Genomic DNA, 25,038 nt, shown 5'->3' on the forward strand with positions numbered 1-25,038 from the left:
TGCGGTGTCGCAAGCACGCGCCAACCACCGAGCGGACCAGCGATGGAGCACCGTTCCCGCTGGCTGCGGAAGGGTTCACTTGCTGACAACCCGGGTACTGTAGCCCTCCGCAGTGTCAGAGGTCACACGTGGTGGCCATCGTGTCGGAATGATCTTCGTCGCTGTGCTATGAGAGAAACTCTGATATAGCGAAGCGCCGATCTAGATCAAGAGGGCAACCGGCCCGGCCCGCCCGGGAACCAGGACAGGGGGCACCCCGGCAGCGGTCCGGTCTGGCCAGGTCGGTGCCGAGCAGGATTCGGGATGGAGTCGGGCCCGGTCGGGGTCGGGGTCGGGGTCAGGCGGGGTCGGGGCGCTCACTGGTCGAGCGGCCACACCATCTGCACCTCGGTGCCGACGCCCCCATCCGCCGGACGCACCAGGAGATCATCGACGAAGCCGGCAAGGAGCGCGAAGCCGACGCCGGTGGTCAACGCGTCCTCGCTGAGCGACTCCCGGGCCAGTTCGGACGCCGGCAACGCCGCAAGATCGGCACCAGCCTCGATCGGCGCCCGGTCCACCACCCGGACGGCATACGTCCCGTAATCGGACATCTCCACCCGCACCGGGTCAGGTAGGTTGTGCTGCTGGTGCAACGCCACCGCCCGGGTGCACGCCTCACCAATCGCCAGTCGCACCTCGTCCAGCAGGCCCTGCCGGACCCCCGCGCGCCGCGCTACGGCGACACCAACCAGCCGCGCCGTGCGTACATGCACCGGCGCGGGCGAGAAGGAGAGACGGACCACAGCCATCACGCGCCGGTCGCCGCGTCAACCGTCGGATACAGCGGAAAGACCTGGTCAAGCGCGGTGATTCGGAAGATCTTCAGCAGCGGTTCCCGGTCGCAGACCAGCGCGAAGGAGCCACCGGCGGTCCGCAGCCGTTTGAGGACACCCACCAGCACGCCAAGCCCGGTGGAGTCAAGGAAGTCGACTCGGCCCAGGTCAACCACGACGTGCTCAGCCCCGGCATCGACCAACTCGAACAGCCGTTCCCGGAGCTGCGGGGCGGTGTAGACATCCACCTCACCGCCGACCACGACCACCGCAAACTCCCCCACGGTGCGCGTCGCCAGCGACAGCTCCATCAGACCCTCCTCGCAAGAGCCGTAAACTCTCCACGGGCATTCAACCATCACCACCGGTAATACTGGTTACCACCAGCGCCCCGGCAGGCAGGCACCTCAGCCCCCCGGACCAACGCTACCCATCCCCGAACACCCGTGCGAGTGTGCAGACGTGACCTCCGACAGCCCGGCACCCCGGCCGCGGCGCCCCGGCCGGCCGCCGTCACCCGCGGCTGCCCGTGTCGCTGCCCCCGGGCCACCCCCCGCGGAGCTGCTGAGCCAGCTACGCGCCCGGCACGCCGCAGACCCGGTAACCCACGTCGAACGGGTACCCGCCCGCGCCGGCGAGCCCGCGCCGTGGCCCAGCTGGATCCCGGCAGACCTCCAGGCGTCGTTCACCCGGCAGGGCGTGGCGGCGCCGTGGCAGCACCAGGCCGAAGCCGCCAACCTCGCCCACACCGGCAACCACGTCGTCGTCGCCACCGGCACCGCGTCCGGCAAGTCCCTGGCCTACCAGCTACCGGCGCTGTCGACGCTGCTCACCGACCCCCGCGCCACCGTGCTCTACCTCGCTCCCACCAAGGCACTCGCCGTTGACCAGCTACGGGCCATCACCGAGCTGGACCTGGGCGGAGTGCGCCCCGCCTGCTATGACGGAGACACCCCCCGCGCCGAACGGGAGTGGATCCGGCAACACGCGCGGTTCGTGCTGACCAACCCCGACATGCTCCACCACGGCATCCTGCCCGGCCACGCCCAGTGGGCGAGGTTCCTCCGCCGGCTCGCGTACGTGGTGGTGGACGAGTGCCACAGCTACCGGGGCGTCTTCGGCTCGCAGGTCGCACACGTGCTGCGCCGACTGCGCCGGCAGTGCACCCGCCTCGGCCGTACGCCGGTCTTCGTACTGGCCTCCGCCACCTCGGGTGACCCGGCCGCGACAGCCGAACGACTCACCGGCCTGCCCGTGGCGGCGGTCACCGTGGACACCTCGCCCCGTGGCGGGGTGACCTTCGCGCTGTGGGAGCCGCCGACGCTGCCCACCCCGACCACCTCCCCCGACGACACTGACCTCGCGCCGGTGCGCCGATCCGCGCTGCGAGAAACCGCCGACCTACTCGCCGACGCGGTGGCCGCGGGGGTTCGCACGCTCGCCTTCGTCCGGTCCCGACGGGGGGCCGAGGCGGTGGCCGCCAACGCCCGGCGGGCCCTCGACGAGGCGTTCTCCGGACTGGGTGACCAGGTGGCCGCCTACCGCGCCGGCTACCTGCGGGAGGAGCGACGCGAGCTGGAACGGTCCCTGCTCAGCGGTGAACTGCGCGGACTCGCCTCGACCAACGCCCTCGAGCTCGGCGTCGACCTGGTCGGGCTGGACGCGGTGCTGATCTGCGGCTATCCCGGCACCCGCGCCTCGCTCTGGCAGCAGGCTGGGCGGGCCGGACGCTCCGGCCAGGAGGCGCTGGCGGTGCTGGTGGCCCGGGACGACCCGCTCGACAGCTACCTCGTCCACCACCCCGAAGCCGTCTTCGGAACCCCGGTTGAGGCGACCGTACTCGACCCCACCAATCCGTACGTGCTCGGGCCGCAGCTCGCCTGCGCCGCAGCCGAGGCGCCACTCACCCCGGCCGACCTGGACCTGTTCGGGGAGGGCGCGAAAGAGGCGGTGGACGCCCTGGTCGAGGCTGGTGCGCTCCGGCAGCGCCCCACCGGGTGGTACTGGCGCCACCGAGAGCGCCCCCAGGTGCAGCTCCGTGGCGGCGACGGCGCACCGATCTGCGTGGTGGAGACCGCGACCGGACGGCTCCTCGGCACGGTTGACGGCGGGTCGTCGCACTTCCTGCTGCACCCCGGGGCGGTCTACCTGCACCAGGGCGTCTCGTACGTGGTCGACACCCTCGACTTCGCCGACGGGTGCGCACTGGTACACCCCGAGGAGCCGGACTGGTCCACCCACGCCCGCGATGTCACGTCGCTGTCGGTGGTGGCGGTCCGGTCGTACGTCGATGCCGGGCCGGTCGGGCTCTTCCTCGGTGAGGTCGACGTAACCAGCCAGGTGGTCTCCTACCAGCGACGCCGGATCGCCACCGGCGAGGTCATCGACACCCGCCCCCTGGACCTACCGGCCCGGGAACTGCGGACCATGGCGGTGTGGTTCACCATCTCGCCGAAGTCCCTCACCGTGGCTGGAGTCGACCCGGCCGACGTGCCAGGCGCGTTGCACGCCGCCGAGCACGCCGCGATCGGGTTGCTACCGCTGATGGCGACCTGCGACCGGTGGGACATCGGCGGGTTGTCAACCGCGGCCCACCCCGACACCGGGGCGCCGACCGTCTTCGTCTACGACGGCCACTCCGGCGGGGCCGGCTTCGCCGAGCGGGCGTACGGGACGGCGGCGACGTGGCTGCGGGCGACCCGGGACGTGGTCGCGGAGTGTGGCTGCGAGTCCGGCTGCCCGTCCTGCGTCCAGTCCCCGAAGTGCGGTAATGGCAACAATCCGCTGTCCAAGGCGGACGCGGTCCGGGTCCTCGACATCGTACTGGCCAATCTGCCATCCGGAGGGGTTCGGGCCAGCCAGGCGTCGTGAGCGTCAATAGGCCCGGCTCTCCGCGCACCGACGGTGCGCAGAGCTCCAACCACTCGCCGCTGCGACAACTCCACCTGCGACCACTCCCCGCTTCGACCTCGCCCCACTGAACCGGAGGGAATGTCATGCACCCCGACGCGCTACAGGCCCAGCAGCAGCTCCACATCCGCCAGCGAATCCGGATGGTCGTCAACCAGTACGAGGTCCACGCCGTCACGCCGGACGGCTCGGAGGGGGAGCTGCTGGCGTTCGCCCAGCAGAAACGGCTTGCCTTCAAGGAACAGGTAACCATCTACACCGACGACACACAGCAGCAGCCGCTACTCGGGTTCAAGGCACGGCAGCGCCTCGACCTGGGTGCCACCTACGACATCACGGATCATGCCGGAAGCCCGATCGGTCTGTTCCGTAAGAACTTCACCCAGTCCCTGCTGCGCTCCACCTGGCAGCTCGAGCAGGACGGGTTGCCTCAGGTCACCGGGGAGGAGCGCTCCCTTCCGGTCGCTCTGCTCCGCCGCTTCGTTGAGGCGCTGTCCTGGCTGCCATACCACTTCGATTTCGTCGCCGACGGCCAGCCAGCCTTCTCGGTCGTGAAAAAGTGGGGTATCCGCGACCGGTACGTTGTGCAGATCCACAACCCACAGCTCGATCGCCGACTGGTCATCGCCATGGCCATCGCCCTGGACGCGCTCCAGTCCCGCTGATCCGAGGCCACAGCCCCATCGCCGAAGGCCCCGCTCAGCTTGCGGCTGGCACCGGGACCGCGCGGCCCGACAGCGTGGCGTTCCCCCCGGCGCTCTCGCGTCCACTGCGCCAGCCGACCTGCCGGGGGTGCGCGTGCGTTTCAGCCACGCAGCGGGCCGGCGCGGGCCCGCCCGGTGGCGGCCCGGACCAGACCCGGCAACACGGTGGCGGTCACCTCCACGGTGACCAGCAGGTCCAACCCGTCGAGCTGGCAGCTGACGAGCCGGCCGCCATTTGCTGTCACGATCGCCCGGGCCGACTCGCACGCGGTGGTGACGCCGAGCGCGACGCGCGCCGCGCCGGCGAGCGCACCCAGGTCCGCCGCGACACCCGCCTGCTGTCGGGCCAGCCGCGCCACCCCGACCGCCGCGCCCGCCACCCCGAAGAGGACGAATGCGACGCCGACCGCGAGCAGCAGGACGGTGGCACCGCCCCGGTCGCTACCGGTGGACATCCGCTGCCTCCCCGCGCCTGTCGCCCGCTGTCCCCACCGAGCCCCCTCGTCCCGGCTGGCGGCGAGACGACCCCCGCTTCCACCGCCGATCACCCGCCCGCTCCGGCTCCACCGACGACGGCTTCGACCGGCGGGAAAGGTTCCGGGCCGGGTTCGACCACGGCCACGGTCGTCGCCGTGACCACCAGTCGGGGCATCCGCGCCCCGAGCGCCCGGACCGGGGCACGAACAGTGACGCGTACCCGCTGCCCGTCTTTGTCGATCGACACCTTGGCTTCCGGTGGGGCTACCGCACGGACCACGGCCCACCCATCTGCACCCCGGGATACCGCGATCGCCGTCTCCCGGGCCGCGTGTAGACAGGCGCCTTTGGTGCCCACCGCGTCAACCGCTGTCAGACCAACGAAGAGAAGCAAGAGCAGCGCCGGCAGGCCGGCCGCCAGTTCGGCGGTGAAGGAGCCCCGGTCTCGGCCGGCCCACCGGCACCGCCTCACTGAAGTGCCCGGTCGATGACGGCGGTCAACGCGGTCTGCACGTTGTCGGAGGTGAGCACCTTGAGCAGGAGTCCGGCGAAGGCGACTGCGGCGAGCGTGCCGACGGCGTACTCGGCGGTGTTCATCCCGGCGTCGCCTCGCAGCCGGGTGGTGATTCTGCGCATGTCCATGGTCCTTTCTCGAGATTGGTCAGAGCACGTCACCGAGAACGGCGACGATCACCGGCACCAGGCCGGCGAGAATGAAGGCCGGTAGGAAGCAGAGCCCCAACGGCAGCACGATCAGCACCCCGGACCGACGGGCTGTCGCCTCGGCCGCCGTGGTCCGGTCGGCCCGCAGATCATCGGCGAGGCGGGTCAAGGCACCCGCCAGGGAAGCCCCGCTGGTTGCCGAACGGAGCGCAGCGCCGACCAGGCGCTCGGCGCCGGGCACCGCCGCAAGCGTTGACCAGGCCTCCGCAGGCTCCGCTCCGAGGCGCAGGAGACGCCCGACCCGAGCGAGCCGCTCCGCGAGGGGCCCGTCGATCGCCTCCGCCACCGCCAGCACCGACTGGTCGACCGGGGCACCGGCGCGCATCGCCGACGCGAGCAGGTCAGCGGCGAGCGGCAGGGCCGCGTTCTCCTGTCGGCGTCGTTCCCGGATGGCCGGTGACTCGACCCGACGCAGCAGCCGGTCGAGTAGCACCGCCACGGGCAGGGCGCCGAGCAGGCCCGGAACTCCGCCGGCCAGCACGGCGAGCGCCACGGCAGCGAGCACTGCGACGAGCCGAATCGCGTCCCGCCGGTGCCGGGACTCCGCTGGGGTCGCACCCGCTGATCTGATCAACGGCGGACCGGGCGGGACTCGGTCGAGGTCGCGCAGCCGACGGATCGGACGACGCCTCCTCCGTCCGAGTCTGCTCAGCAGGGCTGACACGGACCGACGCTCGGCGGTCAGCACCGGCGGGGTCATCCGATGTCCCTACCGCGGACCGTGGTGATCCGCTCCGCCCAGAACAACCCAACGACCTGGAGCATGACAGCGAGGACCGCGCAGCTACCGCCGACCGCCGTGTGCAGCAGCACTGCGACCGGGTCGACTCCGATGCCGTATCCCAGACCAATGCCACCGAGCGGAAGCGCCACGAGCAGCCAGGTGGTCGCCCGCGCCCCGGCCGCCTGCGCCGCCGCCGCGGCCCGGCCCCGGTCAGCGGCGCGGGCGTCCACGTCGATCCGCTCCAGCAGGTCGGCGAGGGGTGCACCGGTGCGATCAGCGAGCCGGATAGCTGCCCGGATCACGGTGCCGCCCGAACCCCCGGCCGCCGGCACCGCCGTGGACTGGCCCACCGGCAGACCGGCCCGCAGGTCAGCAGCAAGATCACAGAGTTGCTCGAGGTGACGGCGGCGAAGCTGGTCGGACTGCCGGGCCGCCCGTAGCCGCAGCAGCGCCCGGACTCCCCACGTGCCGTACGCACCGGCGACGACAGCCGCGACCGGGCCGCCCAGCAGGGCCCCCACGGCGACGGCCAGGACAGCCGAGAGCAGCAGAGCGCGCCGGGGCACCTCCACCAGGGAGCGGTACCGGGCGGAGGTCGGCGATGCACCCGCCACCCGCGCGCCGGAAACCGAACCATCCCGGCGGCCACCGGAGATCGGGGGCGCTACCCCGCTCGGACGCCTCGAGTCAGGCCGGGACGGCGGCCCTGCCAAACGGTCCTGCCCGCGCCGCCGGGGCCGCGCCACAGCCGGCTTCGACCACGCGATGTCCGCCGCGCGCCCACGTCTGGGCGGCGGGTTGCTGTGCCGCAGACCGGCGACCCAGGTCACCAGTGGATCGTCAGCGGCACCCGCACCACCGGAGGTCTGAACCCGTCGACGGACGAGCCAGGCCAACGACCAAGCCGCGACGACCGTCAGGGTGACCAAGAGCAGCGGTAGCAGGAGCTGAACGGAGGTCACCCCACACCTGCCGGACCGGGCCAAGGCCCCCGAAGGATCGGTGGCACCGCCACCTCCCGCTCACCCAGCAACTCGGCCAGTGTCCGGGCCGCCGGGCCGGGACCGCCGTCACGGCCCCAGGCCGGAACCGCTCTGACCAGCCGATCTGGGCCTTCTGGCAGGAGTAGGCAGATGGAATCCAGGGCCCGTCCCCCATCCGCGCGGCGAACATGCAGCACCACCTGGAGCGCCGCCGCCACCTGAGCGTGCAGTGCGGGCCGGGGCAATCCACCGAGGAGACCGAGCGCCTCGAGCCGAGCCGGCACATCCGAGGGAGTGTTGGCGTGTAGCGTCCCGGCACCACCCTCGTGACCGGTATTCAGGGCCATCAACAGGTCCACCACCTCCCGGCCCCGGCACTCGCCGACAACGAGGCGGTCCGGTCGCATCCGCAGCGCCTGCCGGACCAGATCAGTCAGACCAATCGCGCCGGCACCCTCCACATTGGCTCTGCGGGCCTGCAGTCCGACGACATGCGGATGTGCGGGGTGCAGTTCCGCCGCGTCCTCCACCAGAACGATCCGTTCCGTGTCGGGAACCAGGCCGAGGAGCGTGTTGAGCAATGTGGTCTTGCCGGAGCCGGTGCCACCGACCACGAGGTACGCGAGCCGAGCCGCCACCACCGCGGCCAGCACCGGGGCGACTGCCCGTGGCACGGCCCCCTGACCGGCCATCTCGTCGAGAGTGATCGGCCGCTGCCGGAAGGTCCGCAGGGACAGGTACGGACCGTCGGTGGCCACCGGTGGCAGGACCGCATGTAGCCGGGTGCCGTCGGCGAGCCGCGCGTCAACGTACGGTGAGCCGTCGTCCAGTCGCCGGCCCGCGCTGGCTGCGAGTCGCTGCGCGAGCCGGCGGACATCGTCCACCGACCCGACCGGCACCGCGACCTCTTTCAGGCCCTCCCCTCGGTCGACCCAGACGTGAACCTTGTTGACGAGAACATCGGTGACCCGTGGATCGGCCAACAGCGGGGCCAGCGGGCCGGCGCCCACCAGGTCGTCGTGCACCCGGTCAGCGAGGCGGAGCAGCGTGGTGTCGCCGAGCACCGCGGCGGCCGACTCGGCACGTACGGCGGAGACGATCGCCGCCGGGGTGACCGGTGCCGACGAGGACGCGATTCGCTGTCGGACTCGCGCGGCGAGGCCGCCGTCCACCGCGGTCATGCCGCACCCGGCGCCGCGCCGGTCAGTTCGGTGAGGAGTCGTTGACACAGGGCGGCCAGTGGGCCCCGCCCGTCCGCCGCCGGGGCTTCGCCCCGTTCCAGGCCGCGGCCGAGCGCCGGCTCCAGACGCACCGTGCCGGCCAGCGGCAGCCCGAGCGTCCGCGCGAGTTCGGTGGACTTGAGCCGGCCGGGGGCGGGACCACGGACGATCAGGGAAAGGTCGGCGCAGTGTGGCGCGGCGGCGCTGACCACCCGAGCGGCAGCAGCGGTCGCGCGGAGTTCGGCGGGTACCACGACGAAGGCCCGATCGACCGACTGCAGGGCGGTCACCGCCGCGTCATCCAGGTGGCGGGGCAGGTCAACCACGACCACGTCGCGAGCCCGCCGGGCAGCGTCGAGGGTCGCCGCCATCGCCACGGCCGGCAACGACCGAAGATCACCTCGGTCCCACGAGAGAACCACCAGGTCTCCCCGGCTGGGCAGGGCCTGCACCAGCGACGAGGCGTCCACCCGGCCGCCGGCGCCGGTCAGCGCCGGCCAGCGTAACCCGCCCAGTTGTTCCCAACCCAGCACCAGATCCAGCCCACCCCCGAGCGGATCGGCGTCAACCAGCAGCGTCCGCAGCCGGGAGCGGGCCGCCGTAACAGCGAGCCCGCCGGCGAGGACACTGGCGCCGGCACCACCTCGTCCGCCGAGGACGGCGACGAGGCGAGCCGTAACCGGGTCAGGTTGCTCCAGACCGCACTCGACGAACCGGTCGACCAGCCAGGGCTCGGCGGCGGGCAGGACGGCCACGAACTCGGCACCCATCAGGTCGGCCACATCCCGGCCAGGGTCGAGGTGCCCGGCGTGGCCGACCAGCACCACTCGCCGCCGCTGCGGCAGCCGCGCCCGCAGGCATGGCTGTGCCTGGTCGCTGCCGACCAGCACCAAGGGCGCGGGGGACCAGCGGGACCGGGCGGCCACCGGGTCCGGTGCGAGGTCGACCTCAACGCCACCGGCCGCGGCGAGCCGCAGCAGGTCGTCCAGAAGCGCGTCGTCGGAGGTCACGAGGAGAGGCAGGCGGCGCGGGGGCGGTACGGCGGGGCGAGGTGGCATCACGGCCTCCAGCAGTCGGCTCGGGCTTCGCTGGTGTGGAAGCCTGCGCGGTCCGACCGACCCGAGGCGGCCCTGGCTGCCGATCTGTGGACATGGACGGCACCTGTGGACAGAGTCCACCGGAATAGTTGATCTGCTATGCCCGCGGCGCCTCAGCGGCGGCCGACCCCCGCGATCGCAGCGGGTGCCGGCGGCTCTGTCCCGGACGGCGCCGCGCCGGGGCTCCGGCATGGTCCGCGGGTGAGCCCTGCGTCGCAACGGGCTTCCACCGTCCGTGGCCTCGGTAGCGTGGCCCTGTTCGCCGGCCTCCTCGGCTCGACTCTCACGTCGTCGAACGACGTCGGGTCAACGGATCCACACATCCTGTCGGGCGTCTTCGTCGCTACCGGGATCGGGCTACGGATCGAAGCCGCGATCAGCGCACCTCGGGCGGAACAACCGAGACTCGGAGTCTGCGCCTGGCTTCCGCCCGCCTCCCAGCCCCAGCCGGCCCCGGTGGGGTGACACCACGTGGGATGTCATCGCTCCCACAAAGAGACGACCCCCGTCGGGGGGAAGACGGGGGTCGTCAGGGTCCGGCTCCGGGGGGGTCGAGCCGAACCGCTCAGCGGTCACCGGGGGGGGTGCAACCGCCGAGGGTCTGTCGGTTGTCCGCAAGGTGAAACGCCTGTTGTGTCGACAGTCTGCCTGAGCGAACCTGGCTACGTCGAGTGGTGCAGCCTCCACTCCCTGCTAAATTCTTCCGCAGAGTGTGATCGCGGTCACGCGGCGCAGGCACACAGTCGATCACGTCGCACATCTGAGGGGTTGATGGACCCGGGCCCCCGCAGACGATAGTCCATCGGGCTAGACTTGCGCGCCGTGGGCCGAAGCGCCGCTTTTTTCGATCTGGATAAGACCGTCATCGCCAAGTCAAGTGCGCTGGCGTTCGGTCGGCCGTTCTACCGGGACGGCCTGATAACCCGACGAGACGTTGTCAAGTCGGCGTACGCGCAGCTGATGTTCCGGCTGGGCGGCTCCGACGAGCAGACCATGGCCCGGACCCGGGACTATCTCGCCGCGCTGTGTAGGGGCTGGCAGGTGGAGCAGGTCCGCCAGATTGTCGCGGAGACCCTCCATGAGCTGATCAACCCCTACGTGTACGCCGAGGCCGCCGCCCTGATCGAGGAGCACCAGGCCGCCGGTCGGGACGTCGTGCTGGTCTCGGCCTCGGGGGAGGAGATGGTCCGGCCGATCGGGGCGCTACTCGGGGTGACCGATGTGATCGCCACCCGGATGGCCGTGGTGGACGGCCACTACAGCGGGGAGATCGAGTTTTACGCGGCCGGTCCGGCCAAGGTGGACGCGGTGGGTGAGCTGGCGCTCGAGCGCGGCTACGACCTCACCGACTCGTACGCCTACTCGGACTCGTACACGGACCGGCCGTTGCTGGAGTGCGTCGGCCGACCGACCGCAGTCAACCCGGACCGTCAGCTACGCAAGCTCGCCACGGAGAACTCCTGGCCGGTGCTGGAGTTCCGGCACCCGATCCCACTGGGGCGGCGGTTGCGGGATCGCCCCGCCGTGCCGGTCGCCGCCGCCGCGCTCGGCGTCGGGGTTGGCGTGGCGATCGGCGTCGCCTGGTACGGCCGGCACCGGCGGACCCGGGCCACCCCGACGACCTGACCATCGCAGTCGGCCCGCGGCGGCGGGACGGGCTCGGGTACGGCCGGGCGAGGCAGGGGTTACGGGGTCACGGCGAGCACCTCATCGCCGATCCCGGTGAGCTGGTCGGCGCCCGACTCGACGGCGCTCAGATAGTGCCGCAGCCACGAGCGAAGCCCGTCCGGGGTTCCGGTGGCGAAGGCCCCGGCCGAGCCGACGTACTCCGGCTCCCGCTCGCGATGCCCGACGTCCACGGCGAGCAGGCCCCGCGGGTCAACCCCCCGAGACATCAGCACCAGCCGGGCGGCACCACGGGCGACCACCCCGGATGGGCCGGCGAAGGGCCGCAGGTTCAACAGCTCGCCATGGACGACCGCGGCGAGCACCAGTGGCGGCGCCTCGCTTCCCCCGGCTACCAGGGCAGCCAACCCGTCCAGCCGGGCCGCCACCACCGCGTCGGGCACCGGGCGTCCCAGCTCAGGCTCCGGCACCAGCTCCCGCGCGGCGAGCACGTGCAGCTTCGCGAGCGCCTGCCGGGGTGCCTTCGGCCAGAGGTCGGTCAGCCCGGGTAGCGCCCCGGCGACCCGCAGTGCGCCCTGCAGCACCGGCTCGGTGACGGTGCCGGCCCGGACTTCCTCGCGATCGTGGGCATACCCCTCAAGAGCGGCGCTGGCCACCGCGCAGCGGAGGCTGACCTCCGCGGCCACCTGACCGCCGTGCCGGCGCAGGGCGCGGTGCCGCAGCGCCTGGTCGAAGCGCTCGCGGGCCCGCTCCACGGCAGCGGCGACATCGGCGAGGGCGAGCAGCGGAGCGAGCGGGTCATCGGTCACCCCGCCACGCTATCGGGACCGCCTGTACCGCCCGCCGGTGCCGTGCCATCCGCCGTGCCGTGTCATCCGCCGGCGTCGTGCCGTGCCGTACGGCGCGGGGGAGGCTCACTTCGGCGCGGTCCGGTGCCCTCGACAGTCGCGTGCGCCCGGCCGGCGGGCTAACCTCTGCACCGAGACGCAGGTCACCCCAAGCGACGAGGGAGCAGGCATGAGCGAGGCGTTGGCCAACCTGTTGAACGAGACGCGCCAGTTCCCGCCGCCGGCCGAGCTCGCCGCGAGCGCCAACGTCACCAGCGAGGCGTACGCCACGGCGGACGCCGACCGGCTGGCCTTCTGGGAACAGCAGGCCCAGCGACTGACCTGGACGAAGCGCTGGGACCGGGTACTCGACTGGTCAAAGCCGCCATTCGCGAAGTGGTTCGTCGGCGGTCAGCTCAACGTGGCGTACAACTGCCTGGACCGGCACGTCGAGGCCGGCCGGGGGGACCGGGTCGCGATCCACTGGGAGGGCGAGCCGGGTGACACCCGGACGATCACCTACGCGGAGCTACAGAAGCTGACCTGCCAGGCGGCGAACACGCTGACCGAGCTCGGGGTGACCGCCGGCGACCGAGTGGCGATCTACCTGCCAATGGTGCCGGAGGCCGTGGTGGCGATGCTGGCCTGCGCCCGGATCGGCGCCACCCACAGCGTGGTCTTCGGCGGCTTCTCCGCCGACGCGTTGACACATCGGATTCAGGACGCCGCGGCGAAGGTCGTGGTCACCGCCGACGGCGGCTATCGGCGGGGCCGGCCCTCCGCGCTCAAACCGACCGTTGACGAGGCGGTGTCGAACTGCCCGTCGGTGGAGCACGTGCTGGTGGTCCGCCGCACCGGTGAAGAGTGTGCCTGGTCGGCGAAGGACCGCTGGTGGCACGAGACGGTCGGGCGGGCGTCGGCCGAGCACCAGGCCACCGCCTTCGACGCCGAGCACCCGCTGTTCATCCTGTACACCAGTGGCACCACTGCTCGTCCGAAGGGGATCCTGCACACCACCGGTGGCTACCTGACCCAGGCTTCGTACACGATGCACGGGGTTTTCGACCTCAAACCGGAGAGCGACGTCTACTGGTGCACCGCCGATGTCGGCTGGGTCACCGGCCACTCGTACATCGTGTATGGCCCGCTCTCCAACGGTGCCACCCAAGTCATGTACGAGGGCACGCCGGACACCCCGCACCGGGGCCGGTTCTGGGAGCTGGTCGACAAGTACCGGGTGACGATCCTCTACACCGCCCCGACTCTCATTCGTACGATGATGAAGTGGGGTGAGGAGATCCCCGCCGGGTTCGATCTGTCCTCCCTGCGCCTCCTGGGCAGCGTCGGCGAGCCGATCAACCCCGAGGCCTGGATGTGGTACCGGCAGCACGTCGGAGCAGGTCGGCTGCCTATTGTGGATACCTGGTGGCAGACCGAGACCGGGGCCATCATGATCTCTCCGCTGCCCGGGGTGACCCGCGCCAAGCCGGGGTCGGCGATGACTCCGCTACCGGGAATCAACGGTGACGTGGTAGACGACCAGGGTCAGCCGGTACCCAACGGCGGCGGCGGCTACCTGGTGCTTCGGGAGCCGTGGCCGTCGATGCTGCGGACCATCTGGGGCGACGACAATCGGTTCGTGGAGACGTACTGGTCGCGCTTCGGCGCCGGTGCGGGTGGCGGTGACGACTGGGTCTACTTCGCCGGGGACGGCGCCAAGAAGGACGACGACGGCCACATCTGGCTGCTCGGCCGAGTGGACGATGTGATGCTGGTGTCCGGCCACAACATCTCCACCACCGAGGTGGAGTCGGCCCTGGTGTCGCACCCGTCGGTGGCCGAGGCGGCGGTGGTCGGCGCGACCGATCCGACCACGGGGCAGGCGATCGTCGCCTTCGCCATCCCCCGAGGCAGCGCCGATACCGAGGGGACGGCGGGGGCTCAGCTCATCGCGGACCTGCGTAACCACGTCGCGCGCACGTTGGGGCCGATCGCGAAGCCGCGGCAGATCATGCTCGTGCCGGAGCTTCCGAAGACCCGCTCCGGCAAGATCATGCGACGGTTGCTGCGGGATGTGGCGGAGAACCGGTCCCTGGGCGACGTGACCACGCTGCAGGACTCCTCGGTGATGGAACTCATCGCCACCGGCATGGGCGCTGGCAGGGGCGAGGACTGAGCCGGACCGCACGGTAGGCGTGTGACACCGGATCGCCGTACCAACAACTTCTTGCACCAAAGTGCCCGGACAGTCTTCCCCTCATCAGCAACGATGTCTATCTTCACCAGTGGTCCCACCCGTGGGATCACCTCACCGGCCCATGCCCCCCGCTAGGCCGGATTTTCCTTCACCCCCGGAGGTACCGCGTGCGCAAAGTCGCAGTGGGTCTACTCGGGCTCTCGCTGACGGCAACGGGACTGGCGGTCGGACCGTCCGCCAGTGCCGCGCCGAGGCTTCACCAGCCGACACCGGCTCCCTCAGCCGCAGAGCCTGCCCATGCTGACCACGACCTGCCCAACCCGCTGGAGGAGAAGCGACGGGCGCTGCGCCAGGAGGGCCTGAGCAACGTCCTCTCCGGCGAGGCGACATCGCAGCGAGTCAACGGCAGCACTGTGGTCAAGGTCGGTGAGACGGACGGCGGTTCCCCGACCGCCCGTGGTCACCGCGGCAAGAAGGACCAGTACGTCGAACTCTCCCGGGAGAGCACGGACCGGATCTTCGTGATCCTGGCCGAGTTCGGCAACGAGCGGCACCCGGACTATCCCGACCAGGACACCGCCCCCGCCTGGCCGGGTCCGGCGCGGTTCGACGGTCCACTGCACAACGAGATCCCGGAGCCCAACCGGGCACTGGACAACTCCACGAGCTGGCAGGCGGACTACAGCGCCGACTACTTCCGGACGTTGTACTTCGGCGAGGCAGCCGGCGACGAGTCGGTAAAGCAGTACTTCGAGGCCCAGTCCTCAGGCCGATACAGCGTCGAGGGCACGGTCACCGACTGGGTCAAGGTTCAGTACAACGCGGCCCGCTACGGCCGCTCCCTGGACGACCCCACCGACGCCAACGGTGACGACCCTGCGGTCTGTGGCGGCAATGTCTGCACCAACGTCTGGACCCTGGTGCAGGACGCCGCGAACCAGTGGGTCGCCGACCAGAAGGCCGCCGGCCGTACCGACGCGGAAATCGCCGATGAGCTCAAGGCGATGGACCAGTGGGACCGGTACGACCACGACTCCGACGGCGACTTCAACGAGCCGGACGGCTACATCGACCACTTCCAGATCGTCCACTCCGGTGGCGACATGGCCAACCGCGACCCGCACCAGGGCGAGGACGCGATCTGGAGCCACCGTTGGTACGCGTTCGCGTCCGACCAGGGTCGCACCGGCCCGCCGAACTTCCCGGCGGGTGGCACCCAGATCGGCGACTCCGGCATCTGGATCGGTGACTACACGATCCAGCCGGAAAACGGCGGACGCAGCGTGTTCTACCACGAGTACGCCCACGACCTCGGCCTGCCGGACGACTACAACGTGGTCAGTGGTGGCGACAACAACAACGAGCACTGGACGCTGATGGCCCAGAGCCGGCTCGGCGCCGAAGGTGACGGCGGCATCGGTGAGCGCGGCGGTGACCTGGGGGCCTGGAACAAGCTCCAGCTCGGCTGGCTCGACTACGAGGTGGTCGACGCGGGTCAGAAACGCACCATGACCCTCGGCCCGCAGGAGTACAACTCCAAGAAGCCGCAGGCCGCTGTGGTCGTGCTCCCGAAGCGGGAGTACGAGTTCGACAACGGTGCGCCGTTCGCCGGAACGAAGCAGTTCTTCTCCGGCAACGAGGACGGCCTCAACAACACGATGACCCGGACGCTGGACTTCAGCGGAAAGTCGTCGGCCGCGTTGACGATGAAGGGCCGCTACAGCATTGAGGCCGACTACGACTACCTCTTCTTCGAGGTGTCGGAGGACGGTGGCGACACCTGGATGCCGCTGCCCGGCACCGCCGACGGCAACCCGTTCAAGGAGATCTCTCCGGGACGGTTCGCCCTGGACGGTAGTAGCAACGACGAATGGGTCGACGTCAACATTCCGATGGATGCCCAGGCCGGCAAGTCGGTCCAGTTCCGGCTGCGCTACCAGACCGACGGTGGCGTCTCCGAGGGCGGCTTCTACGGCGACGAGATCACCGTCACCGCCGACGGCGAGACGATCCTCAACGACGGTGGGGAGACCGGGGTCGGCGACTGGGCCCTGGCCGGTTGGAGCATCGCCGAGGAGAAGTACACCCAGCTCTTCGACAACTACTACATCGCCGGTCACCGGTCATACGTCTCGTACGACAAGTACCTGAAGACCGGGCCGTACTACTTCGGGTACGCGAACACCCGCCCGGACTGGGTGGACCACTACGCGTACCAGGAGGGGCTGCTGATTTCCTACTGGAACACCCGGTGGGCGGACAACGACACGTTCGCGCACCCGGGTGAGGGGCGCAACCTCTACATCGACTCGCGCCCGCGGCCGATCTACAACCTGACCGGCGAGCCATGGCGGGCCCGGGTCCAGGTGTACGACGCGCCGTTCAGCCTCGAGAAGGCGGACTCGTTCACGCTGCACATCGACAGCCAGCCGCAGTACATCCGGGGCCAGGCCGCGCAGCCGCTCTTCGACGACACCAAGAAGTACTGGTATGAGGAGCTGCCCAACCACGGGGTGAAGCTCCCCGCGACCGGCACAAAGATCGAGGTGCTGAAGCAGAAGGGCACCTCAATCAAGGTCCGCTTCAGGTAACGAGAACCGTACAAGGGTGATGCCCGGGCCGGTGACCGGCCCGGGCATCACCCTTGTACGGATCGACCACGACACCGGTTCGGCTCTGGGCCCGCTGCGCTCCGCGTCGGGCCCGGTTATGACCCGGGCCTTAGGCTGTGCCACATGACCGAGCAGCGCAACGGGGCCCTTGACGAGTCCTGCGTCCTCGCCGAGGGGCCATGGACGCACCGGTTCGTCGGCGCCAACGGCAGCCGGTTCCACGTGGTCGAGGCCGGAACCGGCCCGATGGTGCTCTTCCTGCACAGCTTTCCGGAGCACTGGTGGGCGTGGCACGACATGCTACCGGCGGTCGCCGACGCCGGCTTCCGGGCAGTCGCGGTTGACCTACGCGGCTACGGCGCGAGCGACAAGCCACCCCGGGGATACGACGGCTACACCCAGGCCGGCGATGTCGCTGGGCTGATCCGGGCGCTGGGCGAGCGCTCCGCCACCGTAGTGGGCTCCGGTGCCGGCGGGATGCTGGGCTGGACAGCAACGTCTTTCTACCCGACCCTGGTCCGCCGACTGGTGGTGCTCGGCGCCCCACACCCGCTCCGGCTACGGGCCGCGATCTTCGCAGATCCGCGTGGCCAGTTCGCTGCCTCCACGCCAACGCTGCCGTTCCAGCTACCGCGCTACGAGCACGTGCTGACCCGCGACGACGGGGCGGCGGTAACGGAGATCCTGCGCCGCTGGGGCGGGCCACGCTGGGTGCAGAGCCCGGAATTCGAACCGTACGCGGCCCGGTGCCGGACGGCGATGCAGATCCCGCAGGCGGCGTTCTGCGCCCTGGAGGGCTACCGGTGGGCTTTCCGATCCGCGCTACGGCTGCACGGCTACCGCTTCGTTCGGCTCATGCAGAAGCCACTCGTCACGCCGACCCTCCAGTTACACGGCGCCCTTGACCGGGCGATCCTGCCGCGTACCGCCCAGGGCTCCGGCCGGTACGTGGTGGCCCCGTACGAGTGGCGCCTGCTCGACCAGGTCGGGCACTTCCCGCACGTGGAGGCCCCGGAGATCGTGCTCGGCGAGATCCTGCGCTGGGCGAAGTCCTAGCTGACCGGCGCTAGACGCGAAGCTCCCGCAGGTCGCGAACCTCCGCGGCCGGTGCCCAGCCCTGGTAGACGCCGTAGTCGAACGCCTCGAGCCCCATCGCCTCGGCGACTGGCCAGCGCCCACCCGTGTACTCGACTCGCAGCCAACCGTCGTGTTCGCCCAACACGATGAACGGCTGCTGCTGCCAGGTGCAGGCGGTGCGGATGTACGTCAGCTCGTCAACCTCGGCGGCCGGCACGATGCGTAGATGGCGGCCGGGGTGTACCTCGGTAAAGCCCGCGCCCGGCTCGCGCTGATAGAGCCGGACGTCATCACCGTCTGGGCTGGCCTGGTACTCGCGGTCCCGCCAGCGAGCCACGTACCCGTCCCGTGTCACCCGTCACCCGCCCGCCGCCACCGCAGTACGTCAACATCCAACGTGGCGACGAGCCGTTCGGTGCCGTCCGCGCCGATCCGCCACAGCTGCGTGCCGTGTGGCAGCCGGGCGCTGTCGATCTTGAACTCCGCCACGACATCGCTACTCTCGCTCGGAGCGAAGCCGTTGCCACGGAACGGCGGCCGTTCGATCACCCAGCCCTCCATGGCCCGCAGCGCAGCTTCGCTCTGCCCGCCGTACGGGATCCGGTAGAGGTTCGGCCGAAACGCCGGCCACCGCAGTACGTAGATCTTCTCGGCGCTGCGCTCGAAGGGAGAGCCGGGGTAGCCCAGGCCGAGTGCGTCGTAGAGCTGGGCCGGGGTGCTCAGATGTGCCAGCTCGCCCGCCCGGTGCACGAAACCGGAGACGCGGTCGTACCCCCGCTCCAGGTAGTAGGCGAGTTGGCTGGCGGCCACCGCCTTCTGCATCAGGACGGGGGTCGTGGACTCGGGACTCGGCGGCTGGTAACGCGGCCGGTCGGTCGGTGCCGGCTGGTCCGGCGGCGCCGATGCGGCCGGTGCCGCCTCTGGCTCTGGCCGATCCTCGCCGAGGCCCACCTCCACCGCCCAGTTGGCGAGCCCGACGATCTGCTCGCCGGGCATCGTCGTGCCGATCGGGGCTCCCGGATTGACGACGAACGACCACGACCGATCCGGCCAGTGCTGGATGAGCTGCACGAAGCGAACTCGGATGGTCTCGACGGTCCCGGTGGTGTGGTCGGCGAGCCGCTCCGGAGAGGTGTAGACGACCACGGACACCGCTCCGTCCAGCTCCTCGGTCCGCCAGACGAACCCCGCCCCACCGGGCCGGCTACCCGGTGCCGAGTCGGCCGCCACCGGAAGCAACACCTGGGCCAGCAGTAGCGTCGACAGGAAGGTGTCGGTGTTGCCGCTGGTGGCCGCCGTGACCAGGTCCACCTCGACCTCATTGGCCGGTGTGAAGTCCGACGGCACGGATGTCGGGGTCGACGTCGGGCTCGGGGGAAGGTCACCTACGTCCACCACGTTGATCCGCATCGTGGCCTCGACCGGGTCACCGCTGGCGGGGAGCGCCGGGTCACCGCCGACCGGGACCGCGGCGTCACCGCCGACGGGAGCCGCACCCGCCGCTACCGCTATCGGCATTGTCGCCGATGCATCGTCCGAGCCGGCAGTGGTCAGATTCCGGGCTTGGACGACCGTTCCCTCGATCACCGTCGGCGGAGGAGTCCGCCGGGGTAGCGAACCGGAGGCCGGTGCGGCGATCGGGCTCGGCTCCGACTCCGTCGAGGTAGGCCGGGGCGGGGAGTGCGCCTCCGCCGCAGCGGTGCGACGCGCGTACCGCCGGAGGGTCGCCGGGTCGGGCACCGGGAAACCGACAGTCCGGGCCTCCTCCGTTGCCGCCTGCTGCGCAGCCAGCCCGGGTGCCGGCTCACCGGGCGGGGCAGCACCATCCTGGTTGACCCCGGTCGTGGCTCGGGCCGAGAACATCGGCGACGTGGCCGGCGGCGGTTCACTGGCCGGTCGGCGGCGCGGGAACTGTTGGGCGCCCCGAGTAAGGCGTGACGGTCGGACGCTGCGCTCATCTCGGTCGCTCCGGGCCGCGGCCGGTTCGAAGAAGGACCGGCGACTGGGGGGCTGCTCGGGGAGACCCCGGGGTTGCCCCCTCGGCGGTACGGCTCCATCGGCGGGGCCGGGCCCGGGCGGGCGAGCCCCGGGGGGAACCGGGTCCCCACCGGCGACGCGGCCAGCATCCATCACCGGCCGCCGGAGGGCGGCCGCGCGCAGGTCGGCTGGGGTACGCAGCGGCGTGCCCGAGGACGACGTGGATGGTGCCGGGCGCAGAGGGGCGATGCCCTCGGGTGTTCGGCCAGCCCGCGGAGCGCGGTCCTGCCCCTTCGCCCCGGCGGCCGGCTCCGCCTCCCGGCGCTCGAAGGGACGGGGTCGGGGGTGGGTCTCGTCGCGCTCCAGCCGGGCCCGAGTCCCCATCGTGCGACCGGGCAGGCGGACATCGCCACGGGAGAGCTGAGCGACATACCACGCCGGCAGGTAGCCCTCGATGGGTAGGCCCGGGTTGACCGCCAGCCACCACTCGTGGTTGGGCCAATGGTCGACAAGCTCGGCGTAGGCGACTCGGCGGTTTGCGCCCGCATGCTCACCGAGGCCGACGCGCAGCGCGGCGACCGAGGTAAACGCCAGCACGTGGGTTCGGCCACCGGTGGTCCAGGTGCCCCAGTTCATCGACGCCTGGCCGGCCAACGCCGATGCGGAGACGGGCAGCAGCAGCTCTGTACGGGCCAGGACGCGGAAGTATCGTTGCTGGTCGTTGGCACGCAACGCGTCACGGAGCGTCACCTCCACCTCGGTGGCCGGCTCCCATTCGGTCAAGGCCAGCTCTCCTCCCGGCGACAGCGCACGCGTATGGGATCCAATCTACAAGGTGCCGCAAGATCCGCATGGCCTGGCCGTACCGGATCGCCACGCGCGACAACACCCCGCTCCGGTGTCGATACGACCCGAAGTCGGTCGCTGCCGCGGAACCGGTCCGCCCCTCGCGCCGCTTCTTCAGCAGCCCTACTCGCGATGCTCGCGCCAGGCGTGGGGAGGCCCAGACCCCACAGGTTCCAGGCCGAGGTTTCCGCGGCAGACCGACCCCGAGTCTTCCCTGGAAGAACAGTCCGTGGCAGCATTCTCCGCCATGGGTTTCCTGAAAGGGCTCTTAATCCGGTTGGGTATCACCGCGGTCGCCTTCTGGCTGGCCACACTCCTGATCCCGGGCATCACGCTGGATGCGAATTCGGCCACCGAGACGGTCACCACGCTGATCCTCGTCGCCGCGATCTTCGGCGTCGTCAACGCGGTGCTCCAACCGATCATCAGGACGGTGGGCTGCGGCCTCTACCTCCTCACCCTCGGGTTGATCGCCCTGGTCGTCAACGGTCTGCTGTTCCTCCTGACCAGCTGGATCGCCGGTGAGGCCGGGCTGCCCTTCCACGTCGACGGGTTCTGGCCAGCCGCCGTCCTCGGCGCGCTCTTCATCGGTGTGGTCACCTGGCTACTCGGCGCCGTCTTCGACCGCGACTAGGAGCGTGGGTCAGTAGCGAGCAAGCGGCGGCTGGCCGTGATCGATACGATCGGTCGTGGTCACCCCGCTGGCGCCGGTGAGTCGGCGGTGGGGTCCTGCATGTCAGGTGTGCGGCCTGGTAGGGGCCGGTGGCCGCGTCAGGGGCCCGGCTGGTCGGCCGGGCAGGGCGGCGGTCGGGTGGTTCCGGCGTGGCGGAAGATCGTGCGGACCACGTATGCCACCACCACCCGTAGAAATGATCACGAACCATGGGCGGGTTGCCGGCGCGCGGCACCAGCTCAGACGGCCGCCGGCTGGAGTTGATGCGGCATCTTCCAGCCTTCGGCGAGTTTCGACGGATGCACGCTGTGTCCACCGCCGAAGAACTCGCAGAATTTCATGATGAGCGGGTCCCATCCGAGTGGATCTACGTAATGCGTCCCCGGAATGATCAGGTCCTCCTCAACGTGGGCGCGAAGGACCTCGACCTGGAAGGCGGTGGCATGCGGGGTGGGGCCGCCAAAGGGGTGCGTCGAGACGACCCGGCACTCGAGCTGGACCGGACATTCCGCGACCCGGGGCGCCCGGACCAGTTCCGATGTCTGCTCGGTCAGCTGCGCGGCCGAGAACTTGTCCGGCTCGTACCGGTAGCCCTGCTTTGCCTTGTGGTCCGGCACGGCCGACTTTCCGGTGGTGAGGGCGATCCGGTCAACGGCGTCGACCATCGCCGATGAGGGCAGGTTGAGCACACATTCGCGTTCGCGTAGCAGGTTCGCCGTCGTCTGGCCACTGTTGCCGAGACCGAGCATGCAGGACTGGCCCAGCCACCAGGCCGAAGACATCGGCGCGAGGTTCGCGGTGCCGTCCTCGTTACGTGAGCTGATCAGCACCACCGGTGTCCCGAAGTACAGCACCTTGAGCCCGGGGACCACGTGCATTCTTTTGCCTTTCGCGGGATGTGAGTCGAAGAAGCTCGCCATCCGGTGCACGAGCCGTCATCAACTGTCCGTGAATCACGCGAAGGATGCTCGCGGTAAACGGACGTCGCGTTCCGGCAGGTCAGATCGACCAACCGACAACGGACACCCAGCCAGTAGCCGATCACTGACCCACGCTCCTAGCCGCGTTACCCAACTCCCAGTCGGTAGCTGCATCGGTCCGGCCGGAGTCACCCCAACAAACGGTGTCGGGGCCGGCCACCTCCGAGAAGGCGGCGGTCGACCCCGGTCACCCGGCTCGCCCAGCAGTGTCGGGGCAGGTGACACCCGGGGCCCTCGGCCGCTGCCGGTCCCCGTTGACCCGATGAGGGATTTCAGCTTCGGTTCACATTGCCGCACACTGACGGTAATTGTCCTCTCCTAGCCTGCGGCGTGTACGCATGCCATCCGCTGACCTCGGCGTGCGCCATCGACATCAGGAGGCCCCTCCACATGAGCGACCGCCCTCGGCTGCTCCCGCTGCTCGGCTCCATCCGCCACGGCAGTCGTGACGCTATGACCTGTCTCTACCGCTGCGGTAACGCCTGTGACCACCCGGTGCCCAACACCTCGGACAACACCTACTTCGGCGACCTGGTGGACGCCGAGGTCTCCCGCCGCGGCGTGGTCCGCGCCGGCACGGTCGGCACGCTGGTCCTGGGCTTCGGCGGCGCCGGTGCGCTCGCCGGCAGCGGCGCCGCTGCCGCCGCCACCCCCGCTGCGGTGATGCCGGAGAAGACCGAGTTCGCTGCCCCGCCCGGTGGCGTCGGCGACGGGAAGCTGACCTTCAAGCCAGTCCCCCCGAACGCCCTGGACAGCTTCATCGTGCCGAACGGCTACGACCACTCGGTGGTCATCCGCTGGGGCGACGAGGTGGTGCCGGGCGCGCCCCCGTTCGACCTGCACAAGCAGACGGCCAAGGCGCAGGCCCAGCAGTTCGGCTACAACAACGACTTCGTCGGTGTGCTGCCGCTGGGCCGGAACAAGGCCCTGCTCGTGGTCAACCACGAGTACACCGACGAGAACCTGATGTTCCCCGGCTTCACCGATGTGGACTCACTCAGCGTCGAGCAGTTGAAGGTCGCGATGGCCGCGCACGGCATGTCGGTGGTGGAGCTGAAGCGCGTTCAGGGCACCGGCGAATGGAGCCCGGTCAGGTCCGGCAAGCGGCAGTACAACCGCCGGGTGACCGCCTCGAGGACGAAATTCGAGCTGACCGGCCCGGCCGCCGGCTCGGACTGGCTCAGGACCGCCGCCGATCCGAGGGGGCGCACGGTCATCGGCACGTTGAACAACTGCGCCGGCGGGGTAACCCCCTGGGGCACGGTGCTCTCCGGCGAAGAGAACTTCAACCAGTACTTCATCGGCGGCGACGGCGCCCCGGAGGAGCTGAAGCCGAAGCTGGCCCGGTACGGCGTCAACACCACCGACCGATACCCGAGCGGAAACCGGAAGTGGGACCGCGTCGACGAACGCTTCGACCTGACCCAGCACCCGCACGAGGCGCACCGGTTCGGCTGGGTTGTCGAGATCGACCCGTACGACCCGGAGAGCCGGCCGCGCAAGCACACCGCGCTGGGCCGGTTCAAGCACGAGGGCGCGAATGTCATCGTGGCGAAGAGCGGACACGTGGTCGCGTACATGGGCGACGACGAGCGGTTCGACTACCTCTACAAGTTCGTGTCGGAGAAGAAGTTCAAGAAGGGCAAATCCTGGCGCGACCGGGAGCACAACCTGACCCTGCTGGAGTCAGGCACCCTCTACGTCGCCAAGCTGGGCTACACCAGCGCCGACGAGATCGACGGCTCCGGTGAGCTGCCCAGCGACGGTGCGTTCAACGGCGGTGGTCGGTGGATCAAGCTGGTCAGCGGCAACCGCTCGTACGTCGAGGGCATGACCGCCGCCGAGGTGCTCACCTTCACCCGGCTCGCCGCGGACCAGGTCGGCGCGACCAAGATGGACCGGCCCGAGGATGTCGAGCCGAGCCTGCACACCGGCAAGGTGTATGTGGCGCTCACCAACAACTCCCGGCGTGGGGTCGACAACAACCCGAAGGCGGACGAGGCGAACCCGCGCAACGCCAACCGCCACGGCCACGTGCTGGAGCTGGTCGAGAAGCACGGGGACAACTCGGCCGAGAAGTTCACCTGGTCGCTGCCGATCGTCGCTGGCGACCCGGCGGACTCCTCGACCTACTTCGCCGGGTACGACAAGACGAAGGTCTCCCCGATCTCCTGCCCGGACAACCTTGCCTTCGACGCCACCGGCAACCTCTGGATCTCCACCGACGGCAACGCGCTGGGCAGTAACGACGGCCTCTTCGCCACGCCGATCGAAGGCCCGGAACGCGGCCACCTGAAGCAGTTCCTCACCGTGCCCACCGGCGCGGAGACCTGTGGCCCGTTCATCACCGGCGACAACCGCTCGGTCTTCGTGGCCGTGCAGCACCCGGGGGAGGTCTCCGGCGCCTCGATCGAGAACCCCGCCTCCACCTGGCCGGACGGCGACTACGCCAAGCCAGGGGTAGTGGTCACGTGGCGCCTGGATGGCGGCCCGATCGGTAGCTGATCTCTCAGCTCCCCTCGGCCCCCTCCGGGCGCGAGCGGGCCCTCACCCAGCGTGGGTGAGGGCCC

The 25,038-nt window shown here is 70.4% G+C and carries 22 protein-coding genes; 9 read left to right on the plus strand and 13 right to left on the minus strand.

The window, feature by feature from the left end; translation table 11 throughout:
* Positions 1-356 precede the first annotated feature (356 nt).
* Together SALPAC6_RS0106135 and SALPAC6_RS0106140 are read right to left on the minus strand one after the other, a co-directional pair.
* Entirely contained in the window at positions 357-791 is a 435-nt protein-coding gene (locus SALPAC6_RS0106135; protein ID WP_018252547.1) for an ATP-binding protein, read from the minus strand.
* The gene (locus tag SALPAC6_RS0106140; protein WP_018252548.1) at positions 791-1,126 is read right to left on the minus strand and encodes an STAS domain-containing protein; all 336 of its coding nucleotides are present in this window, start codon (positions 1,124-1,126) and stop codon (positions 791-793) included. The genes SALPAC6_RS0106135 and SALPAC6_RS0106140 overlap by 1 nt, the downstream gene beginning before the upstream one ends.
* A gap of 151 nt (positions 1,127-1,277) precedes the next feature.
* Here SALPAC6_RS0106140 and SALPAC6_RS0106145 point away from each other — a divergent pair, with 151 nt between their 5' ends.
* Positions 1,278-3,686, plus strand: a complete 2,409-nt coding sequence (locus tag SALPAC6_RS0106145; RefSeq protein ID WP_018252549.1) for a DEAD/DEAH box helicase — start codon at positions 1,278-1,280, stop codon at positions 3,684-3,686.
* A 125-nt stretch (positions 3,687-3,811) separates the two neighbouring features.
* Entirely contained in the window at positions 3,812-4,390 is a 579-nt protein-coding gene (locus SALPAC6_RS0106150) for an LURP-one-related/scramblase family protein (RefSeq protein WP_018252550.1), read from the plus strand.
* Positions 4,391-4,530: 140 nt separating this feature from the next.
* On the opposite strand, the gene SALPAC6_RS0106155 is transcribed toward SALPAC6_RS0106150, so the two are convergent.
* From SALPAC6_RS0106155 to ssd, 7 genes are all read right to left on the minus strand, one after another.
* Positions 4,531-4,884, minus strand: coding sequence for an Rv3654c family TadE-like protein (locus SALPAC6_RS0106155; protein WP_018252551.1), 354 nt, complete (start codon positions 4,882-4,884; stop codon positions 4,531-4,533).
* A gap of 89 nt (positions 4,885-4,973) precedes the next feature.
* Positions 4,974-5,378, minus strand: a complete 405-nt coding sequence (locus tag SALPAC6_RS0106160; protein ID WP_018252552.1) for a TadE family type IV pilus minor pilin — start codon at positions 5,376-5,378, stop codon at positions 4,974-4,976.
* Positions 5,375-5,548: a DUF4244 domain-containing protein gene (locus SALPAC6_RS27240; protein ID WP_018252553.1), complete on the minus strand. Its 174-nt coding sequence runs from the start codon at positions 5,546-5,548 to the stop codon at positions 5,375-5,377. Before SALPAC6_RS27240 ends, SALPAC6_RS0106160 begins: the two co-directional genes overlap by 4 nt.
* A gap of 19 nt (positions 5,549-5,567) precedes the next feature.
* Complete coding sequence (locus tag SALPAC6_RS0106170; protein ID WP_018252554.1) at positions 5,568-6,329, minus strand: type II secretion system F family protein; 762 nt, start codon at positions 6,327-6,329, stop codon at positions 5,568-5,570.
* On the minus strand, positions 6,326-7,315 hold the full coding sequence (locus tag SALPAC6_RS0106175; protein ID WP_018252555.1) for a hypothetical protein: 990 nt from the start codon (positions 7,313-7,315) through the stop codon (positions 6,326-6,328). The genes SALPAC6_RS0106170 and SALPAC6_RS0106175 overlap by 4 nt, the downstream gene beginning before the upstream one ends.
* A complete protein-coding gene (locus SALPAC6_RS0106180; RefSeq protein WP_018252556.1) occupies positions 7,312-8,517 on the minus strand; it encodes a TadA family conjugal transfer-associated ATPase in 1,206 nt (401 codons plus the stop codon). The genes SALPAC6_RS0106175 and SALPAC6_RS0106180 overlap by 4 nt, the downstream gene beginning before the upstream one ends.
* Positions 8,514-9,566, minus strand: a complete 1,053-nt coding sequence (gene ssd / locus SALPAC6_RS0106185) for a septum site-determining protein Ssd (RefSeq protein ID WP_018252557.1) — start codon at positions 9,564-9,566, stop codon at positions 8,514-8,516. The genes SALPAC6_RS0106180 and ssd overlap by 4 nt, the downstream gene beginning before the upstream one ends.
* A 288-nt stretch (positions 9,567-9,854) precedes the next feature.
* On the opposite strand from ssd, the gene SALPAC6_RS27245 reads away from it, so the two are divergent.
* Positions 9,855-10,118, plus strand: coding sequence for a hypothetical protein (locus SALPAC6_RS27245; RefSeq protein WP_223874402.1), 264 nt, complete (start codon positions 9,855-9,857; stop codon positions 10,116-10,118).
* 357 nt (positions 10,119-10,475) lie between these two features.
* Positions 10,476-11,279: an HAD family hydrolase gene (locus SALPAC6_RS0106195; protein ID WP_018252558.1), complete on the plus strand. Its 804-nt coding sequence runs from the start codon at positions 10,476-10,478 to the stop codon at positions 11,277-11,279.
* A gap of 59 nt (positions 11,280-11,338) precedes the next feature.
* Here the strand turns inward: SALPAC6_RS0106195 and SALPAC6_RS0106200 are convergent, their stop codons facing one another.
* Complete coding sequence (locus tag SALPAC6_RS0106200; RefSeq protein WP_018252559.1) at positions 11,339-12,088, minus strand: Fic family protein; 750 nt, start codon at positions 12,086-12,088, stop codon at positions 11,339-11,341.
* 208 nt (positions 12,089-12,296) lie between these two features.
* Between SALPAC6_RS0106200 and acs the strand changes: the two genes are divergently transcribed.
* The 3 genes from acs (at position 12,297) to SALPAC6_RS0106215 (ending at position 17,971) form a co-directional block, all read left to right on the plus strand.
* Positions 12,297-14,282: an acetate--CoA ligase gene (acs, locus tag SALPAC6_RS0106205; protein ID WP_018252560.1), complete on the plus strand. Its 1,986-nt coding sequence runs from the start codon at positions 12,297-12,299 to the stop codon at positions 14,280-14,282.
* A 203-nt stretch (positions 14,283-14,485) separates the two neighbouring features.
* The gene (locus tag SALPAC6_RS0106210) at positions 14,486-16,894 is read left to right on the plus strand and encodes an immune inhibitor A domain-containing protein (RefSeq protein WP_018252561.1); all 2,409 of its coding nucleotides are present in this window, start codon (positions 14,486-14,488) and stop codon (positions 16,892-16,894) included.
* A 144-nt stretch (positions 16,895-17,038) separates the two neighbouring features.
* Positions 17,039-17,971 (plus strand): alpha/beta fold hydrolase, encoded by a 933-nt coding sequence (locus SALPAC6_RS0106215; RefSeq protein WP_018252562.1) that lies wholly within the window; start codon positions 17,039-17,041, stop codon positions 17,969-17,971.
* Between the two features lie 10 nt (positions 17,972-17,981).
* On the opposite strand, the gene SALPAC6_RS0106220 is transcribed toward SALPAC6_RS0106215, so the two are convergent.
* Together SALPAC6_RS0106220 and SALPAC6_RS0106225 are read right to left on the minus strand one after the other, a co-directional pair.
* The gene (locus SALPAC6_RS0106220; RefSeq protein WP_018252563.1) at positions 17,982-18,347 is read right to left on the minus strand and encodes a hypothetical protein; all 366 of its coding nucleotides are present in this window, start codon (positions 18,345-18,347) and stop codon (positions 17,982-17,984) included.
* Positions 18,344-20,752: an SseB family protein gene (locus tag SALPAC6_RS0106225; protein WP_018252564.1), complete on the minus strand. Its 2,409-nt coding sequence runs from the start codon at positions 20,750-20,752 to the stop codon at positions 18,344-18,346. Before SALPAC6_RS0106225 ends, SALPAC6_RS0106220 begins: the two co-directional genes overlap by 4 nt.
* Positions 20,753-21,062: 310 nt before the next feature.
* Between SALPAC6_RS0106225 and SALPAC6_RS0106230 the strand changes: the two genes are divergently transcribed.
* Complete coding sequence (locus SALPAC6_RS0106230; RefSeq protein ID WP_018252565.1) at positions 21,063-21,449, plus strand: phage holin family protein; 387 nt, start codon at positions 21,063-21,065, stop codon at positions 21,447-21,449.
* A 278-nt stretch (positions 21,450-21,727) separates the two neighbouring features.
* Here SALPAC6_RS0106230 and SALPAC6_RS0106235 read toward each other — a convergent pair whose 3' ends face one another.
* On the minus strand, positions 21,728-22,366 hold the full coding sequence (locus SALPAC6_RS0106235) for a flavin reductase family protein (RefSeq protein ID WP_018252566.1): 639 nt from the start codon (positions 22,364-22,366) through the stop codon (positions 21,728-21,730).
* 492 nt (positions 22,367-22,858) lie between these two features.
* Between SALPAC6_RS0106235 and SALPAC6_RS0106240 the strand changes: the two genes are divergently transcribed.
* Positions 22,859-24,973 (plus strand): PhoX family protein, encoded by a 2,115-nt coding sequence (locus SALPAC6_RS0106240; RefSeq protein WP_018252567.1) that lies wholly within the window; start codon positions 22,859-22,861, stop codon positions 24,971-24,973.
* Positions 24,974-25,038 lie beyond the last annotated feature (65 nt).

This window comes from Salinispora mooreana, assembly GCF_000379065.1.
Lineage (GTDB): Bacteria > Actinomycetota > Actinomycetes > Mycobacteriales > Micromonosporaceae > Micromonospora > Micromonospora mooreana.